The sequence below is a fragment of the Allobosea sp. genome (assembly GCF_036675845.1).
Taxonomy (GTDB): Bacteria; Pseudomonadota; Alphaproteobacteria; order Rhizobiales; family Beijerinckiaceae; genus Allobosea.
In genome coordinates this window covers 1-17470 of sequence record NZ_JAKFED010000117.1, presented here as the reverse complement: position 1 = coordinate 17470, position 17470 = coordinate 1, and the positions used below count along the sequence as shown (strand labels likewise).

Here is a 17470-nt window from a genome sequence, read left to right as displayed (position 1 = left end):
GGCGGTGGAGGCGGGGGCGGTGGAGGTGGCGGAGGGCGGCCCGCCGCCCGCATTCTCGACCCCGTCATCCATCCCTTGCCGGGCGTGCTGCAGCCCGGGCCCGGCAGCTTCAACGTCATCATCGGCGGCAAGCCGGCATGGCGTGGTGTCTCGGCGGCGGCAGCCGCTGCGATCCAGTCGGCGAAGGCCACTTCGGACGCCACCATCCAGGCGGCCGAGGTGGCGACGCTGGCTGCGGCCGGCACGCCCGGCGCACCCGCCGCCAAGGCCGCCGAGGAGACGACCAAGGCGGCGGCTGCCGCCAGCATGGGCTCGATGATCTCGGGCGCGGCCGGCGGCGCCGACATCCATATCTGCGCGACGCCGCTGCCGATCCCGCCGCATGGGCCGGGCGTCGTCATCGACGGCTCGCTGACCGTGCTGATCAACGGTCTCTCCGCCTGCCGTGTCGGCGACACCATCATCGAGGCCGTGGGGCCGCCGAACAAGATCGCTTTCGGCATGCCGACCGTGCTGATCGGCGGCTGAGATGGGACGCCGAAGCTCGCCGGACCGGATCGTCTCGGGCTATGAGCGCTTCCGCCTGCTGCGCGTCGAGCGCAGCGTCTCGGATGTCGAGCTGGCGATCTGGCACGGCCGCTCGCGCAATTCGCGCGTCGCCAAGGTGCTGGCCTATATGCTGCTGATCCGGGCCGATGGCAGGACGGGCCTGCCGCTCTCGGCCCAGCCGATCGTGATCTGCAAGGGTGCCGAGCAGCAGTTCTTCAGCGCCTCGGGCGAGAACCAGGCGGCCCATCTGCTGCCGGGACAGATCGTCATCGACGGCGCCAATCCCTGGCTCTATCTGCAGGGCGAGCCGGCGCGGCTGCTCCAGAACGAGTTCGCCTATGTCGAGCCGATCCATGCCAATTTCAACGCGGCCGACCGGATCGCCGAGCGCAACGGCATGACGGACGCCTTCGCCGATGCCTGCCGGCATGTGCTGACCGCGCCCGGCGCATCGGAACGGGATGTCGCCGACGCCTATAACCGCGTCTGGGCGCCTGGCGCGCTGGCGGCGATCGCCGCGGCCGAGCACGAATTGCGGTCCGAACCGCTGCCGCCGGCCCTGGTCTTCGGCGAGCCTGGCGGCGCCGACTACAACACGCTCCTGAACCTCGAAGAGCGCGGCACCGCCATGAACGACGAGGAGAGCTGGAACAATTTCGAGCAGCTCAGCATGCTCGATTATTACCGGGCGAGCTTCGACGATATGCCGCCCGAGCTCGAGCCGCGGGCGATCCGGAATCTGGTCGGAGCGTAGAGCACGCGCCGATCAGATTGCTGGGCAATCTGATCGGATCACGCGTTCTCCATCCATAGTTTAGAGGCGGATTCACCGATCAGGTTGATCCAACCTGATCGGATCCGGCTCTGACTCCCGGCGAGGCTCAGCGCCCGCCGCGGTCGTAGCATTCGGCGAAATAGAGCATGAAGGCGTCGACCAGCCCGTCCTCGTAAGGGGCGGTCTTGGCCTCCCAGCGCGCGACATAGGCATCCCAGAGCTTGCCCTTGCGCGAGGACAGCAGGCCCTCGATGCCGCGCTCGGAGCCGATGCTTTCGGAGACGGCCTGCGGGTCGAGATCCTCGACCAGCATGCGCAGCGCGTGCTGCATCGCCGAATAGGTCTTGATCTGGTGGATCTTGAGGTCCTTGAAGCTCTCCTCGAAGGCCTTCTCGGCGTTGAGATAGCCGCTGGTCGGCCGGCCGAAGATGAGCTGCAGCGCATCCTCGATGGTTGGCGAGAATTTCAGCGGGTTGTTGTCCTGCGCCTGGATCATCGTCTGGTTGGCGCTGCGGGCGATGCGCTTGCTCTCGGCGCGCGCCGCCAGCAACTGCTTCAGCTCGACGGCGACGATGCGCATCAGCGCCCCGGTCTGCTCGGCGAAGGCGCCGGGATCCTGCCAGGACAGCGCCTCGACCGGCAGCCCGGCGCCGCGCGCGAAGCGGGCGATGAATTCGGCCGGCGAGATCGAAGCTGCGGCGGGGCCTGCGGCAGGCGGGGCCTGCGGCCGCGGCGGTGGTTCAAAGGGCGCGTCGAAGCCCCGTTGCGGCGGCGGGGCGGCTGCCGGCGCCTCGTTCCACGGATCGCCGGCGGCGGCCTGGCCGCCCGGCCGGCGCGGTGTCGGGATCGGGGCGATCGGCTCGGATGCCGGCGCCGGCGGCGGCTGATAGGGCGCCCAGGCGAGATCGTCCTGCCGCGGCGGCGGCGCTTGTGCCGGCGAGGGCGGGGCGAAGGCCTGCTGCGGCGGCTCGGCCGGATTGGGAATGTCCGTCGCCCAGTCGATGAAGCCGGCATGGACCGGCTTGTATCTCTGCGGCGGCATCAGGTCGCGGCGGGCGATCGGCGGCGCCTCGTCGCCATTGCCGTCCCAGAGCGATTCGCCCGGTGGCGGCGGAGCGGGCGGGCGTTCGGCGGTGGCCGCGGCCTGGCGATCGGCCTCGTCGATCGCGACCGCGATGATGTAGTGGCCGATCTCGAGCCGGTCGCCATGCTGCAGCCGGTAGGGCGACTGCACCCGGTGGGCGCCGCCGTTGACGAAGGTGCCGTTGGTCGAGATGTCGCGCAGCCAATAGGCGTTGTCGCGATAGCGGATCTCGCAGTGACGTCCGGAAATGGCGCGCGTCGGGTCGGGCAGCGCCCAGTCGAGATGCTGGTCGCGGCCGATGTCGAGGCCGCGGCCGCCGCTCAGGGTCACGCTGAGCGGGCCGCCATCGGGCAGCGAGGTCTCGTTCTCGATCGTCAGCGTCAGAGCCATGTCGGAATGCCCGTATCGCCGCCGCAAGGTCCCTGCGGCCGCGGCGGCTTCGCCCGGTCAGCGCTATGATTTCGTCCTGCCGCCTTCGTCATCGACCAAACGAATGCATGCTTCGACGCAATTTCGCAATGCGGCGTCGCGGTCGCGCTCCGGAACGCGCCCGAGCGCGACCAGTACCGCGAGGCGCACAATCTTGGCGGTGAGGTCGGGCGGGCAGGGGACCGGATGGGTCGCCAGCATGCTGCCGCCCGAATAGCCCGCCGCCCGGGCGATCCAGGTGCCCGGCTCTTCGCTGTCGCCCGCATCGGCCGCGGCGAGGGCGGCCCAGCGCAAGCCGTCGCTGGGATCGCGCACCCAGGCCTCGGCCGCCTGCAGGCCGGGGTCCGGCGCGGCGCCCGGCGGCCGGATGCGCTGCACGGTCTGCGCCGCCCACCAGACCGCCTCGCGGCGCGGCAGGATGAAGGCGCAGAAGCCGACCGCCTCCTTCGGCTCGGCGCCCCCGGCGAGGCGCGCGAGGAAGGTCAAGGGCGGTTCGGTCGTCGGCGGCGTGCGGACGAACTCCCGCAGGTCGGGGAAAGCCTCGAAAACCTCGCGGGCCGTGCTGAAGCGGAGCCGGGACATGTCTTGCTCAGTCGATCCTTGCTCGGTCGATCCTGCTCAATTGATCTTGACGATGCCGCCGGTGATGGTGGTGGTGGCGCTGCCGTGGACCTCGGTCATTACGCCGTCGACCTTGATCATCGTCGATTTGATGGTGATGCTCATCGGCGTCATCACGATCTCGCTTTGGCCGCAGACCAGTTTGATCTCCATCGCCGCCTCGAGATAGTACTTGCCGTTCGTGACGTGCAGCTTGTCGCTGCCGCCCATGATCTGGGTCGTGCGGGCGAAGTCGGTGGGGCCACCCTCGAACTTCTTGCCGACATCGCGGGTCTCGATATTGAAGACCTCCGTCTTGTGGTCCTTCTGCGCCTGCATGGAGAAGACCTCCTTGCCGGCGAGGTCCTCGAACTTGATCTCGTTGAACTTGCCGGACTTGCCGCCGCCATTGGTCGATTCGGATTTCAAGCCGGACTGCGTCTTGTTTGCCGGCAGGTCGTAGGGAACCATGTGCTGGTCGTTGGGGACGGTGCCGGTCACGATCGGCCGGTCGGGATCGCCCTCGATGAACTCGACCACCACCTCCTGGCCGATGCGCGGAATGACCTGCCCGCCCCAGTTCTTGCCGGCCCAGACCTGGGCGACGCGGACCCGGCAGGAGGTCGATTCCTTCTCCCGATCCCAGTGGAAGCGCAGCCAGATCCGGCCATACTTGTCGACGTCGATGTCACCTTCCTCGCCCCGGTTCTTCTCGCCGACCACCTTGGCGGTGTCGGGGCCGACGATCACCGGCGAGGGCGTCGTCAGCGGAGCGCGGAAGCGCTTGTCGACTTTCTGGAACTCGTAGGAGCCGTGATAGATCGCATCGTCGGTGCGCTTCGACGAGCGATAGCTCTGGACGCCGTAGGTGTGGATGGCGCGGACCACGAGATATTCCTTGTTCTCGCCGCCGACCGGGTGGCCGCCCAGGTTCATCAGCGCGCCGGGATGCAGGCTCGGTGCCTCGCCCATGGCCTGGCGGCGCTCGTCCTGCGCCTGCTCGGCCTGCACCAGCACCTTGGCCAAACGCTCGCCCTTGCCGCGGTCGAGATAGGCCCCAGGATAGTCGAAGCTCTCATAGGCCTTGGTGCGCGGAAAGCCCTCCTCGGCCTTGGCGGTCAGGTCGGAGGTCGATTTCTCGAAATCATAGTCCTTGAGCTCGATCTTGCCGGTGCGCAGGCGCCGCAGCGTCGACCATTGCGTCAGATGCTCGATATGGCGGCGCTGGCGGCCGTCCTTCGGCATGAAGGGGTAGGCGGTGCCGGCACCGGCGAAGGTCGGCTCGGCGGCGGCGGTGACCGGATCATGCGAGGTGCGGGCATCGGAGAGGACGAGCTTGTGGTCGTCGTCCGTGTGCTTGAAATAATAGTAGATCCCGTGCTTCTCGAGCAGCCGCAGCACGAAGTCGAGATCGGTCTCGCGATATTGCACGCAGTAGTCGATCTTGCCCGGCTTGTCGCTGACGCGGTCGGCGAAGCTCGCCTTGCCCTCCTTGCCGAAGATCGCCTCGACGATCTCAATCGGCGTCTGGTTCTTGAAGATGCGGCAGTCCGAGCGCTGCGAGAGCAGCCAGAGCCAGGGACGAAGAATGAAGCGGTAGCTGTCGATGTCGTTCTCGCGGCCGAGCCACTGCGCGTCGACCAGCACGCCGTTGAAGACGCGCTCCTGGCCGTTCTTCAAAGTCATCTTGACCGAGCATTTCTCGCCGATGATGCTTTGCAGGTCCGCATCGGCAGTCGTGCTTACCGCATCGACCTGATAGACGAACAATTCGCTCAAAGCTTCGCGAGCTTCGAATTTAAGAAGAGAAAAGAAATCTTGCCCAAGAGGAGTCGTGAAAGAGGCAAGTCTTTTGGATTGTCGAAGTTCGGCGGGCATCAACGAAACCTCGTGGCTTGCGGTCGGACACGACATTGACGCAGCGGGCGCTGCGAGTCATAATCCACGCCCTCAGTCTTCAACCGCCAACGCGAAACTAAACGGGAGGAAGACCGTGCGCAAGCAGGCCATTGTCATCGTCAGTGCCGCTTTTGCCGCAGGGTTATGGGCATTTTCACCATTGCCTGCGCAATCCCAGAGCTACAAGGCGGATGACATCGTCAAGCATTTCGGGGCAGGCACGCCCAATCTCGGCGTCTCGCGCGGGCTCTGCGTCGGCACCGAGGCGGAATGCAACAAGGCCGGCCATGTGGTGAAGCCGGCTGCCGCCTTCGACCTGGTGGTCAGGTTCAAATACAATTCGGACGTGCTCGAGGCCGACGCCAAGAGCAATCTCGACGAGTTCGCCAAGGCGCTGAAGGACCCGAAACTGGCGGCCAACAGCTTCCTGGTCGAGGGCCATACCGATGCCCGCGGCTCGGCCGACTACAACCTCGACCTGTCGGAACGGCGCGCGAAAGCCGTCGTCAGCTATCTGAGCGAGCGTGGCGTCGATGCCGCCAAGCTGGTGCCGCGCGGCTATGGCCAGAGCAAGCCGATCGTCGCCGATCCGTTCGCGGGCGATAATCGCCGCGTCGAGACGCGGATCCAGGTCGAGTGAGCAACGGGACGCCTGCCGGCCGCCTCTCGGCATCCGCGCACTGACCGAGAGGGCCCATGGCGGCGCTGAATTTCGCTGATCTGGCAAGGCCGGTTTCGGCGGATGATCCGTGCGGGCCCGATCCGGACGGCGATCCCGATTTTATGAACGTGATGGCACGCCTCGAAGTGGCGCTGCCGACCTCCTATTTCCGCCGGGAGGACGACGGGCGGCAGGTCGCCTTCGACCGCACGACGATCGATTTTCCGGTGGCGTTCGCCGATCTCGACAAGATCCTGAAGCAGAGCCGCGATGTCCGCGTCCTGGTGATCGCCGGCAAGCTGTGCCTGCTCAACCGCGACATTCCCGGCTTTTCCGCCTGCCTGGGACTGATCGCCGACGGTCTTTTGGCGCATTGGGACGAAATCCACCCGCGCGCCGAGGATGGCGACTTCATCCTGCGCGAAGTCGCCCTGCAGAGCCTCGACGAGCTCGCCACGGTGGTGCTTCCGCTGCAGCATGCGCCGCTCCTGATCAGCCGCCGGATCGGCCCGCTGGCCTTCCGCAGCCAGCTCGTCGCCACGGGGGCCATCCAGGCCGGCGAGGACGAGCAGCATCCGGAGGCGAGCGCGATCCAGAGCGCGCTCGCCGATGCCGATATCGGCGAGTTGACCGCGATGTTCGGCCATGTCGTCGCCATTCGCGATGCGATCGCCCAGGTGCGCACGATCTGGGTCGAGCGGGCCGGGGTCGACCAGGCGGTGAGCTTCCCACGCCTCTCGGGGCTTGTTAGCCAGATCATCAGCTTCCTGGAGCCGGTCGTCGGCCGCCGGGCGCCGGACCAGGCCGGCGAGCCAGTGGCGGATGCAGCGGCGCCGGCCCCGGCCTCTGCAGGGGCTGTCCTGCCGCCCGGCTCCTGCGCCTCGGTGCCGGAGGCGCGCGCGGCGCTCGGCGCCTGCCTCGCCTATTTCCGCCGCGCCGAACCCTCGAGCCCGGCAGTGCTGCTGATCGGGCAGGCGCAGCGATTGATCGGCAAGTCGCTGATCGAGGTGATCCAGATCATGTTCCCCGAGCATGTCGACAAGGCGATCCTCGAAATCGGGACCGAGCCCCGGTTCCAGCTTCCGCTCGAACGGCTCAACGCCTCGGACGGCTACGACGACAGCGGCGCTTCCGGAGGCTACGGCTCCGGCGAGGACGAGCAGGCGAGCGAGGCCTGGGAGGAAGCGACGGCGGAGGAGGGCGAGACCGAAGCCGCGGAAGCCGAGGGCGCGGCCGGGGAAGGCGGGAGCGAGGCGGCGGACCAGCCGGCCGGACCCGCCAGGCCAGTGCCCGCCGAACCAGTGTCCGCATCGGCGCCGGCAGCCGTGACGGCCGCGACCCGCGCCGAGGCGGTCAGCCGGATGAAGGCGGTGGCGGTGTTCTACCGGCAGGTCGAGCCGTCGAACCCCATTCCGCTGCTGATGGACAAAGCCTGCGCGCTCGCGCAGCATGATTTCATGTCGCTGCTCAGCGATATCCTCCCTGAAGTCGGCATACGTCAGAGCAGCGACGAATAGGCAGCTGGATGCCTGCCCGCCCGGGCAGGCACTCCTTTTGCGATCGTCGCCCTCGCATCTGCCGGTGACTGCGGATACCCGAAGCCGCGACCGGCCGGCGCAACCGACCAGCACGATGCGAGCAGTTCGACAGGAACTGTCAAGCTGACGGCAATTGTGTATGGTATAGCGAGCTTGGTGACTTGGCGTGGCGTCGCGCTGCCTTTGCGTGATGCCTCTAGAGGAAGGGGCACTGACGATGGCCGGAGATTCAGGGCAAAAGTTCATTCGTCGCAACAGGCCACCGCGGGTCCATATCACCTATGAGGACCCCTACAACGCCGAGCAGAAGATCGAATTGCCCTTTGTGATGGGCGTCCTTGCCGATCTTTCCGGCAATGCCTCGGCGGTCGAGAAATCGGACATCTCGGAACGCAAGTTCCTCGACATCGACATGGACAATTTCGACCAGCGCATGGCGGCGATCGAGCCGGGCGTCGCCTTCAACGTCTCCAACAAGCTCGGTGGGGACGGCAACGACAAGCTCTCGGTGGCGCTGAAGTTCTCGAAATTCGACGACTTCAATCCGGCGGCGATCGCCCGCCAGATCCCGGCCACGGCCAAGCTGCTGGAGGCACGCGAACAACTCGCCAACCTGCTGCGCTACATGGACGGCAAAATGGCGGCGAGCGACCAGATCAAGGCGCTGCTCGCCGATCCGCAGCTGATGGCGGCGCTGAAGGACAAGCTCGGCGAAAAGTCGACTGAGAGCAACAAGCAAGACGGCAACGGTTAAGCGAGGCGGCCATGGCGGAAGCACAAATCCAGCAGCCCGGTATAGCAACGGCTGAGACCCGCGACCCCGATGAATTCGCAACGGTGCTGAAGCAAAGCTTCAAGCCGAAGACGGAAAGGGCCGCCACCGAAGTCGAGAACGCGGTCGCGACCCTGGTCAACCAGGCGCTCGCGGACTCGACGCTGATCAAGAACGACGTGCTCGACACGATCGAGGAGATGATCGCGCGGCTCGATGCCAAGCTGACCGAGCAGATGAACGAGGTGCTGCACGCACCCGAATTCCAGAAGATCGAGAGCGCCTGGCGCGGTCTCAACTATCTGGTCTTCAACTCCGAGACGGACTCGCAGTTGAAGATCAAGGTGATGAATGTCGGCAAGAACGAACTCTATCGCAACCTCAAGACCTATCCCGGCGCCCGCTGGGACCAGAGCCCGCTCTTCAAGCAGGTCTATGAGCAGGAGTTCGGGCAGCTCGGCGGCCAGCCTTTCGGCTGCCTGATCGGCGATTATCACTTCAGCCATGTGGCGACCGACGTGCAGTTGCTGCGCGACCTCTCGAAGGTCGCGGCCTCGGCGCATGCCCCGTTCTTCGCCGCGGCCGATCCGACCCTGATGGGCATGGATACCTGGACGGAGCTTTCCAATCCGCGCGATCTCGGCAAGGTCTTCGACACGCCGGACTACGCGGCCTGGAAGTCGCTGCGCGATGCAGCGGACTCCCGCTATATGGGCCTGTGCCTGCCGCGCGTGCTGTCGCGCGTGCCTTATGGCGCCAAGTCGGAGCCGGTCGAGGAGTTCGCCTTCGAGGAGGACACCGACGGGCACAAGGGCGAGAAATACGCCTGGATGAACGCCGCCTATGCGATGGCCGTGAACATCAACCGCGCCTACAAGGAGTATGGCTGGTGCACGCGCATCCGCGGCGTGCAGTCGGGCGGCGAGGTTTTGAACCTGCCAACCCACACCTTCCCGACCGATGATGGCGGCGTCGACCTGAAATGCCCGACGGAGATCGCGATCAGCGACCGGCGCGAGGCCGAGCTGGCGAAATCGGGGCTGATCCCGCTGATCCATCGCAAGAACACCGACAAGGCGGCGTTCATCGGGGCACAGTCGCTCTACAAGCCGAAAGCCTTCTTCGGTCCCGACGGCGTCGCCGCGACCGCGTCGGACAATCTGTCCGCGCGGCTGCCCTATATGTTCGCCGTCTCGCGTTTCGCGCACTACCTCAAATGCATGGTGCGCGACAAAGTCGGCTCCTACAAGGAGCGCGAACCCCTGCGTCGCTGGCTGCAGGAATGGATCACCGACTATATCGACGGCGATCCGGTCAATTCCAGCGAGGAGACGAAGGCGCGCCGTCCGCTTTCCGATGCGCGCATCGACGTCTTCGAAGACGAGGAGAACCCCGGATACTATTCGGCCAAGTTCTACCTCAGGCCGCATTTCCAGCTCGAGGGGATGGATATCGGCCTGAGCCTGGTCTCGCGCCTGCCCGCGCCCAAGAATTAAGGCGTCGCGCGCCGCCCGGCGCGCGGAGTCTCCAGCCTGAGCCTACCCTGCGCCAGTCGCGTCAGGGCTGAGCGGTTGCGCGCCGGTACGACCCTGCGAGCGATGCGCCTTCGCAATCAAGTTCGTCTCACGACGACCAATCACTGGAGAGAAAGATGGCAAGCGACTTCCTGCTCGAGATCGAAGGAATCAAAGGCGAGAGCCAGGATTCCAAGCACAAGGAGACGATCGAGATCGAATCCTTCTCTTGGGGGGCGAGCAATTCCGGCTCGCATTCAGCCGGAACCGGCGGCGGCGCCGGGAAGGTCAGCTTCCAGGACCTGCACTGCACGGCGAATGTCAGCAAGGCCTCGCCCGTGCTGATGCTGTCCTGCGCCTCGGGCAAGCACATCAAGAAGGCCGTGCTGTTCGTCCGCAAGCAGGGCAAGGACCAGCAGGAATTCTATACCGTGACCCTGCAGGACCTGCTCGTGTCGAGCTATCAGTCCGGCGACAGCACCGGCGGCAACCCCGTGCCGACCGACCAATTCTCGCTGAACTTCGCCAAGATCAAGTACGAGTACAAGTTCCAGAAGGATGACGGCACGCTCGGCGCACCCTCGACCGGTACCTGGGATATCAAGGCGAACAAGGAGTAACGCGCTGGCCCGGCCGCGCCTGCGGCCGGGCCTTGCTCGTGATGGCGCGGGAGCGCTGCGGCTGCCTTTTTGCGGCGCCGCAGCGGCCGCGTTTCAGCCGGTCGCTAGCCGGCTTCGGAAAAAGGGCGCGGGAGCCGATGGCTCGCTTGCGTGCACACGGAGAAGCCATGATCGGGCGCGGTGCCGCCCGATCACGACGACCGGCTGCTGGAGTGCTCGGTGATGGATGCGAGAGCGAAGAACAGGTTGCGTCCACCGCTGATGTTCGCGTTCCGGGAGGCGCATCGCAGCAAGGATGCGAAGACGCCCCTCGATCTGCGCGATGCCGGCGGCGAGAGGGTGATCGCCGGGCGCCGGGCCGCGCCGCGCGCCGCGATCACCGAGCAGAAGCTGCGCCAGGAGATCGCCCTCGACCTCGACGCGCTGGTGAACACCACCAACCTGGCGTCCTCGACCGATCTTTCGGGCTTCGACCATGTCAGGCGCTCCGTGCTCAACCACGGCTTTCCCGACATCACCAACCGCTCGATCGACGAATACCGCGTCGGCTCGATCAAGGACGAACTGGCCGATGTCCTGCTCGGCTACGAGCCGCGGCTGATCCGGCAATCGATCGCCGTGGAGCGCGACGAGAGCATCGACAAGGCCGAGCTGAAGATCCGCTTCCTGGTCCGGGCGGACCTGAACTGCGAACCGGTCAATGTGCCGGTGCAGTTCGTCGCCGATGTCGAGCTCGACACCGGCAAGATCGCGATCAAGAACCGATAGCGCCTCATGAACCAAGAGTTCCTGGACTTCTACAATCGCGAGCTGCGCCTTTTCGAGGAGCACAGCAAGGAGTTCGCCGAGGAATATCCGGGGATCGCCGAACGGCTCGGCGGCCTGGTCGGCGAGCGCATGGACCCGATGGTCCGCGGTCTCCTGGAGGGCGCCGCTTTCCTGGCGGCGCGCGTCCAGCTCAAGCTGAAGCATGAGTTTCCCGAATTCACCAACAACCTGCTCGAACAGCTGATCCCGAACTACCTGGCGCCGACGCCCTCGGCGCTGCTCGCCGGGGTGATGCCGCTCTATGCCGATCCGGCGCTGCGCGAGGGCGTCCGCATCCCGCGCGGGGCCTATCTCGACGCGACCTATCTGGAGCGGGACCGGCGCGTCGCCTGCCGCTACCGGCTGGGTTCGGAGGTGACGCTCTGGCCGTTCGATGTCGCGGCGGCCGAATACATTCCCGCGCCCGGCCCGCTGCAGGCCCTGGGCCTGCAGACCGATGCGCGCGTGCTGTCCGGCCTGCGGCTGTCGCTGACCCATCGGATCGCCACCGACCCGGCCGACGAACCCAGCCCGGCGCAGGCCGCGAAACTGCCGACGAGCTGGTTTGCCGGCTGCAAATGCCGGGAGCTGAAGGTTCATCTGCTCGGCAACGAGGCCGATGCGATCGCCCTTTACGAGCAGCTCTTCTCCGATTGCGTCGGCATCTATTTCCGCCATCTCGACGAATTCGGCGATCCGGTCATCACCTCGGGAGCCGAGTGCGCGCTCGAGCAGATCGGCTTCGATGAGGACGAGGCCTTGCTGCCGGCCGATACACGGGTGTTTCGCGGCTTCGACCTGCTGCGCGAATACTTCTGGTTCCCGCGCAAATTCCTCGGCTTCCGGCTCGGCGGGCTCGAGCGGATCATGTCGCGGCTCAAGGCCAGGACGGTCGACGTCATCTTCGTCTTCGACGAGGTCAATACGCGCCTGGCCGCCGCCGTGCAGCGCGAGATGTTCGCGCTCTATGCCGCGCCGGCCGTCAACCTGTTCGAGAAGACGACCGACCGCATCCCGGTGCGCAAGAACGAGCACGAATACCATGTCGTGCCCGATCGCAGCCGCATGCTCGATTACGAGCCGCACAGCATCCTCGACGTCTATGCCCATTATGTCGGCGGGCGGGAGAAGCAGCGGGTGCACCCGCTCTACTCCTCGCCGGAAGGCGCCTCGCCGACGCTGGGGCTGCTCTACACGCAGCGCCGCCTGCCGCGCCGGCGCTCGGCGGCGGAGCGGCGCGAGGGGCGCGCCTCCGACTATACCGGCACGGAGATGTTCGTCTCGCTGGTCGAGCCCGCGACCATCGCCGATGCGGCCTCCGTCGCCGAACTCAGCGTGCGGGCGCTCTGCTCCAACCGCCACCTCACCGAGCATCTGCCGACGGGAACGGGCGGAGCCGATTTCCGCCTGATCGACAATGTCGCGCTCGATATCGGCTGCCTCGCCGGGCCGACGCCGCCACGCGAGCCGATCGTCTCGCAACTCAGGCTGCGCTCGGAAACGGCGAGCACCGGCGTCGTCACCTGGCGCCTGATCAACCTGCTCAGCCTCAACCAGCTCGGCCTGGTCCAGCACGGTGCCGGGCGCAATGGCGAGGCCTTGCGCGAATTGCTGGCGCTCTTTGCCGATCTCGCCGACGGGGCCACCGAGCGCCGCATCCGCGGCATCAAGAGTGTCGACAGCCGGCCGGTCGTCAGGCGCTTCCCGCAAAGGGCCGGAACCGGCGCGGCCCGCGGCCTTGAGGTCACGGTGATGCTCGACGAGAAGGCCTTCGAGGGCAGCGGCGTCTTCCTGCTCGGCGCAATCCTCGACCGCTTCCTCGCCGAGTATGCCGCGATGAACCATTTTACCCAGACGGTGATCCGCACCGTCGAGCGCGGCGAGGTGATGCGCTGGCCGCCGCGCGCCGGCGCGAGGCGGATCCTGTGAACGACGACACGGATACGGTCCCGGTCGCCGCGTTCGAAGGCGTGCGCGTCGAGCCGCCCTTCGTCGAAGCCCTGCGGGCCGAGCCCTGGCGCCACGATTTCTATGCGGTGCTGCGGCGCATCGAGCGCAGCTTTCCCGAGCGCGAGCGCATCGGCGACGTGGCGGCGCGGCGCGACGAGTATCTGGCGCTGGGCGAGCAGGCCTATATGGATTTTCCGGCCTCGACCTTTGCCGAGGCCGACCGGGACGGGCAGGGGCGGCTGCGGCTGTTCGTCAAGTTCCTCGGCCTGCTCGGGCCGCAGGGGGCGCTGCCGCTGGCGACCACCGAGGAGAGCTATCACTGGCAGATCGCGCGCGACGACGCCTTCCCGCGCTTCCTCGACATCTTCAACCACCGCTTCCTGCAGCTCTTCTTCCGGGCCTGGGCGGATTCACGGCCGATCGCCCAGCATGACCGGCCCGATCTCGACCGTTTCGCCGCCTATGTCGGCAGCATGACCGGGCTCGGCTCGAAGCCCTATCAGAACCTCGACAGCGTGCCGGATGCCGAGAAGCTCGCCCATGCCGGGCTGACCGGGGCGCAGGCCAAATCTGCGTCGCGCCTGCGCAGCCTGCTCGCCGGGCTGTTCGACATCGAGGTCGAGGTCGAGCAATTCGTCGGCATGTGGCTGGCGTTCGATCCGGCCGATCGCACAAAGCTCGGTCTCGGGCATTGCGCGCTCGGGAGCAATGCCCTGGTCGGCGCCAGCGTCTACAGCGTCGAGGACAAGTTCCGGCTGCGGATCGTGGCGCGCGACATGGAGCAGTTCAACCGCTTCCTGCCCAATGGCGATCGCTGCGAACCGCTGGCCGATGCGGTCTTCTTCTATCTCGGCGAGCAGTTCGAATGGGATGTCGAGCTCGCCTTGCCGGTCGGCAAGGTCAGGCCGGCCCAGCTCGGGCGCTTCGGGGCGCTCGGCTGGTCGAGCTGGATCTCGCCGAACTGGGACGTGGCCGATGGCACGCTCCGGCGCGACGCCCGTTTCCATCCGGCCGAGCGGATGCGCCAGAAACGTAGCCGGCAAAGCCAAGATTCACGCCCAAAAGACCGACGATAGGGGACAGACATGGCCGACATCAGTCTCGAAGCCGTCACCGGCAAACTCAACCGCGTCGGTTATGAGGCCTTCATCCAGGCTCTGCGTCAGGCCAAGGGGGCCGGCAACCGCAATGTCGAGCTGGCGCACTGGCTCGCCCAGATCCTGCAGCGCCGCTCGACCGATATCGGCCTGACGGCGCAGCATTACGGCCTCGACATGGCGCGGCTCGCCACCGATATCGGCGGCGTCATCGAGGGCTTCCGCAAGAACGAAACGGAGATGCCGGGCGTCGCCAACAACGTCGTCGACGTGCTCGACCGCGGCTGGCACTACGCCACCCTGTTCTTCGGCGAGACGCAGATCCGGACCGGCCATGTCCTGGTCGCAGCACTGAAATCGCTGGAGCTGCGCCGGGCGCTGACGGCGATCTCGAGGGAGTTCGGCAAGATCCCGGTCGAGGAGCTGGCCGCCGGCCACGCCAAGCTCTGGAAGGACTCGGAAGAAGAGAACCTGCGGCCGATGGACGGCTCCGGCCTGCGCGCCGCCGGCACCCCCGGCGCCGAGCAGGCCGAGGGGGCAAAGGGCACGACGGCGCTCGACCGGTTCTCGCAGGACCTCACCGTCAAGGCACGCTCGGGCACGATGGACCCGATCCTCGGCCGCGACGACGAGATCCGCCAGGTCATCGACGTGCTGATGCGCCGGCGCCAGAACAACCCGATCCTCACCGGCGAGGCAGGCGTCGGCAAGACGGCAATCGCCGAGGGTTTTGCCCAGCGCGTCGCCTCGGGCGATGTGCCGCCGCCGCTGCGCGGGGTGCGCGTCTGCGCCCTCGATATCGGCCTGATGCAGGCCGGCGCCTCGATGAAGGGCGAGTTCGAGCAGCGCTTGCGCTCGGTGATCGACGAGGTCCAGGCCTCGCCGACGCCGGTGATCCTGTTCATCGACGAGGCGCATACGCTGATCGGCGCCGGCGGCCCGGCCGGTACGGGCGACGCCGCCAACCTGCTGAAGCCGGCGCTGGCCCGGGGCACCTTGCGGACGGTCGCGGCGACGACCTGGTCGGAATACCGCCAGTATTTCGAGAAGGACCCGGCGCTGACGCGGCGCTTCCAGCCGGTCCAGGTCGACGAGCCGGATGTCGCCCGCTGCTGCACCATGCTGCGCGGGCTGATCGGGCCGATGGAGAAGCACCACAAGGTCCGCATTTCCGACGCCGCGATCGTCGCCGCCGTCCAGCTCTCGTCGCGCTACATCCCGGCGCGACAACTGCCCGACAAGGCGGTGAGCCTGCTCGACACGGCCTGCGCCCGCGTCGCCATCAGCCAGACCGCCGTCCCGGCCGCGATCGAGGATGCCCGCGTCGGCATTGCGGCGCTGGAGCACGAGAAGGCGGCGCTCGAGGCCGACAAGGATCTCGGCGACGCCACTGATGAGCGCCTCACCGCGATCGAGGAGGAGAGCGCCGAGCTGAAGGCCAGGCTGGAGAGGCTGGAGGCCGATTGGGCCTCCGAGCTAGCGCTGGTCGAGGAGATCACGCTCCTGCGCGGCAAACTCGGCGAGAAGCCGGCTGGCGAGGCGGCCGCCCCTGCATCCGGCGACGGCGAGGGGGCGGCCGAGCCGGCTCCGGCAGAAGCTCCTGCCGATCCCGAGGCGACGCGCGCCAGCCTGAAGGAGAAGTTCCAGGCCCTGGGCGCCATCGACCCGGCCGGCCGGATGATCTATGCCCATGTCGACGAGCAATCGGTCGCTTCCGTCGTCTCCGACTGGACCGGGATCCCGGTCGGCCGGATGGTCAAGGACGAGATCGAGACCGTGCTCAAGCTCGCCGAGACGCTGAACAAGCGGGTGGTCGGGCAGGGGCATGGCATCGCGATGATCGCCAAGCGCATCGAGACCAGCCGCGCCAAGCTCGACAACCCGAACAAGCCGATCGGCGTGTTCATGCTCTGCGGCCCCTCCGGCGTCGGCAAGACCGAGACGGCGCTGGCCCTGGCGGAAGCGCTCTATGGCGGCGAGCAGAACGTCATCACCATCAATATGAGCGAGTTTCAGGAGGCCCACACCGTCTCGACCCTGAAGGGCGCGCCTCCCGGCTATGTCGGCTATGGCGAGGGCGGGCGGCTGACGGAAGCGGTACGGCGCAAGCCCTATTCGGTGGTGCTGCTCGACGAGGTCGAGAAAGCCCATGGCGATGTGCACGAGCTGTTCTTCCAGGTCTTCGACAAGGGCCAGATGGAGGACGGCACCGGAAGGCGCATCGACTTCAAGAACACGCTGATCATCCTGACCTCGAATGTCGGCACCGACGAGATCATGCGCCTGGCCGGCGACGAGGCGAGCCGCTCCGACCCCGAAGAGCTCGCAGTGGCGCTGCGGCCCGCTTTGCTGAAGGTTTTTCCGCCGGCGCTGATCGGGCGCCTGGTGACGATCCCGTACTACCCGCTCTCTGGCGCGATGCTCGGCGGCATCGTCAAGCTCCAGCTCGGCCGCATCGGCAAGCGGCTGCGCGACAACCACAACGCCGCCTTCCGCTATGACGACGCCGTGGTCGAGCACATCGTCGCCCAGTGCAACGATCCGGATTCGGGCGGGCGCATGATCGACAACATCATCACCAACTCGATGCTGCCGGCGCTCTCGCGCAGCATCCTCAACCTGCAGCTTGAGAAGAAGCCGCTGACCGAGGCGAGCGTCAGCGTCGAGAATGGGGAGTTCCGCTACGCCTGTTCCTGATCTGGCAGCACGCACCGCGCCGGCGTGTCGAGTACGAAGCATCGCCGCCAGGTGCTGTTTGCGCTATACTCTTGGTTCGGCATGGTGACGCAGCGTCGCGGTGCGTCACCGGCTGATTTTCGCCGACAGGTTCGGCCTGACAGCGGTGCTCTGGAACGACGATCATGCAACCCGTTCGGCTGAAACGGCGCAACGAACCGGCTGCTCCGGTTCCGGCTTCGACGGTCGAGCCGGAAAGCGCGCCGCCGAGGCGGCTGCGCGGCTCGGGGGCGGGCGGTTCGCCGCGCCGGCGCGGCGGCCTGCTGCCGTGGTGCATCGCCGTCGCGGCCTGCGCCGGTGCCGGCGTGACCGGCTATCTGCTCCATCAGGAGAAGGGCCGCGTCGCTGCTTTGGAACAGGAGCAGGCCTTCCTGCAAAGCAGCTATGACGAGAAGCTCAAGGCGGTGCAGCGGCGCCTGGTCAGTGCGATCGTGGCCCA

The 17470-nt window shown here is 66.9% G+C and carries 15 protein-coding genes; 12 read left to right on the top strand and 3 right to left on the bottom strand.

What is annotated here, in order from left to right:
- Positions 1-51: 51 nt before the first annotated feature.
- On the top strand, positions 52-528 hold the full coding sequence (locus tag V6M56_RS12450) for a PAAR domain-containing protein (protein ID WP_332684121.1): 477 nt from the start codon (positions 52-54) through the stop codon (positions 526-528).
- Between the two features lies 1 nt (position 529).
- Complete coding sequence (locus V6M56_RS12445; protein ID WP_332684120.1) at positions 530-1303, top strand: hypothetical protein; 774 nt, start codon at positions 530-532, stop codon at positions 1301-1303.
- A 127-nt stretch (positions 1304-1430) separates the two neighbouring features.
- Here the strand turns inward: V6M56_RS12445 and tagH are convergent, their stop codons facing one another.
- From tagH to V6M56_RS12430, 3 genes are all read right to left on the bottom strand, one after another.
- The gene (gene tagH, locus V6M56_RS12440) at positions 1431-2798 is read right to left on the bottom strand and encodes a type VI secretion system-associated FHA domain protein TagH (protein WP_332684118.1); all 1368 of its coding nucleotides are present in this window, start codon (positions 2796-2798) and stop codon (positions 1431-1433) included.
- Positions 2799-2861: 63 nt separating this feature from the next.
- The gene (locus V6M56_RS12435; RefSeq protein ID WP_332684117.1) at positions 2862-3419 is read right to left on the bottom strand and encodes a DUF6931 family protein; all 558 of its coding nucleotides are present in this window, start codon (positions 3417-3419) and stop codon (positions 2862-2864) included.
- A gap of 36 nt (positions 3420-3455) precedes the next feature.
- On the bottom strand, positions 3456-5315 hold the full coding sequence (locus V6M56_RS12430) for a type VI secretion system Vgr family protein (protein WP_332684115.1): 1860 nt from the start codon (positions 5313-5315) through the stop codon (positions 3456-3458).
- A 181-nt stretch (positions 5316-5496) separates the two neighbouring features.
- Between V6M56_RS12430 and V6M56_RS12425 the strand changes: the two genes are divergently transcribed.
- From V6M56_RS12425 to V6M56_RS12380, 10 genes are all read left to right on the top strand, one after another.
- Entirely contained in the window at positions 5497-5976 is a 480-nt protein-coding gene (locus tag V6M56_RS12425) for an OmpA family protein (RefSeq protein ID WP_332684113.1), read from the top strand.
- Between the two features lie 56 nt (positions 5977-6032).
- Positions 6033-7514, top strand: coding sequence for a type VI secretion system protein TssA (locus tag V6M56_RS12420; RefSeq protein WP_332684112.1), 1482 nt, complete (start codon positions 6033-6035; stop codon positions 7512-7514).
- A 238-nt stretch (positions 7515-7752) separates the two neighbouring features.
- Positions 7753-8289, top strand: coding sequence for a type VI secretion system contractile sheath small subunit (gene tssB, locus V6M56_RS12415; protein ID WP_332684111.1), 537 nt, complete (start codon positions 7753-7755; stop codon positions 8287-8289).
- An 11-nt stretch (positions 8290-8300) separates the two neighbouring features.
- Positions 8301-9803 carry a type VI secretion system contractile sheath large subunit gene (gene tssC / locus V6M56_RS12410; RefSeq protein ID WP_332684109.1) on the top strand — a complete coding sequence of 501 codons (1503 nt, stop codon included), beginning with the start codon at positions 8301-8303 and terminating at the stop codon, positions 9801-9803.
- 155 nt (positions 9804-9958) lie between these two features.
- Positions 9959-10441, top strand: a complete 483-nt coding sequence (locus tag V6M56_RS12405; RefSeq protein ID WP_332684107.1) for an Hcp family type VI secretion system effector — start codon at positions 9959-9961, stop codon at positions 10439-10441.
- 180 nt (positions 10442-10621) lie between these two features.
- Positions 10622-11209, top strand: coding sequence for a type VI secretion system baseplate subunit TssE (locus V6M56_RS12400; protein WP_332684105.1), 588 nt, complete (start codon positions 10622-10624; stop codon positions 11207-11209).
- A gap of 6 nt (positions 11210-11215) precedes the next feature.
- Positions 11216-13177 carry a type VI secretion system baseplate subunit TssF gene (gene tssF / locus V6M56_RS12395; RefSeq protein ID WP_332684102.1) on the top strand — a complete coding sequence of 654 codons (1962 nt, stop codon included), beginning with the start codon at positions 11216-11218 and terminating at the stop codon, positions 13175-13177.
- Positions 13174-14274 carry a type VI secretion system baseplate subunit TssG gene (gene tssG / locus V6M56_RS12390; protein WP_332684100.1) on the top strand — a complete coding sequence of 367 codons (1101 nt, stop codon included), beginning with the start codon at positions 13174-13176 and terminating at the stop codon, positions 14272-14274. The genes tssF and tssG overlap by 4 nt, the downstream gene beginning before the upstream one ends.
- 9 nt (positions 14275-14283) lie before the next feature.
- Positions 14284-16992 (top strand): type VI secretion system ATPase TssH, encoded by a 2709-nt coding sequence (tssH, locus tag V6M56_RS12385; RefSeq protein WP_332684099.1) that lies wholly within the window; start codon positions 14284-14286, stop codon positions 16990-16992.
- Positions 16993-17156: 164 nt separating this feature from the next.
- Positions 17157-17470, top strand: a 314-nt coding sequence (locus tag V6M56_RS12380) for a hypothetical protein (protein WP_332684097.1), incomplete at its 3' end; no start/stop codon positions are given.

Bases quoted from the DNA above. Each gene is read 5' to 3' on its own strand.
- tagH (WP_332684118.1), bottom strand. From the start codon at position 2,798: ATGGCTCTGACGCTGACGATCGAGAACGAGACCTCGCTGCCCGATGGC.
- V6M56_RS12435 (WP_332684117.1), bottom strand. From the start codon at position 3,419: ATGTCCCGGCTCCGCTTCAGCACGGCCCGCGAGGTTTTCGAGGCTTTC.
- tssF (WP_332684102.1), top strand. From the start codon at position 11,216: ATGAACCAAGAGTTCCTGGACTTCTACAATCGCGAGCTGCGCCTTTTC.
- V6M56_RS12430 (WP_332684115.1), bottom strand. From the start codon at position 5,315: ATGCCCGCCGAACTTCGACAATCCAAAAGACTTGCCTCTTTCACGACT.
- V6M56_RS12445 (WP_332684120.1), top strand. From the start codon at position 530: ATGGGACGCCGAAGCTCGCCGGACCGGATCGTCTCGGGCTATGAGCGC.
- tssC (WP_332684109.1), top strand. From the start codon at position 8,301: ATGGCGGAAGCACAAATCCAGCAGCCCGGTATAGCAACGGCTGAGACC.
- tssH (WP_332684099.1), top strand. From the start codon at position 14,284: ATGGCCGACATCAGTCTCGAAGCCGTCACCGGCAAACTCAACCGCGTC.
- V6M56_RS12420 (WP_332684112.1), top strand. From the start codon at position 6,033: ATGGCGGCGCTGAATTTCGCTGATCTGGCAAGGCCGGTTTCGGCGGAT.
- tssB (WP_332684111.1), top strand. From the start codon at position 7,753: ATGGCCGGAGATTCAGGGCAAAAGTTCATTCGTCGCAACAGGCCACCG.
- V6M56_RS12405 (WP_332684107.1), top strand. From the start codon at position 9,959: ATGGCAAGCGACTTCCTGCTCGAGATCGAAGGAATCAAAGGCGAGAGC.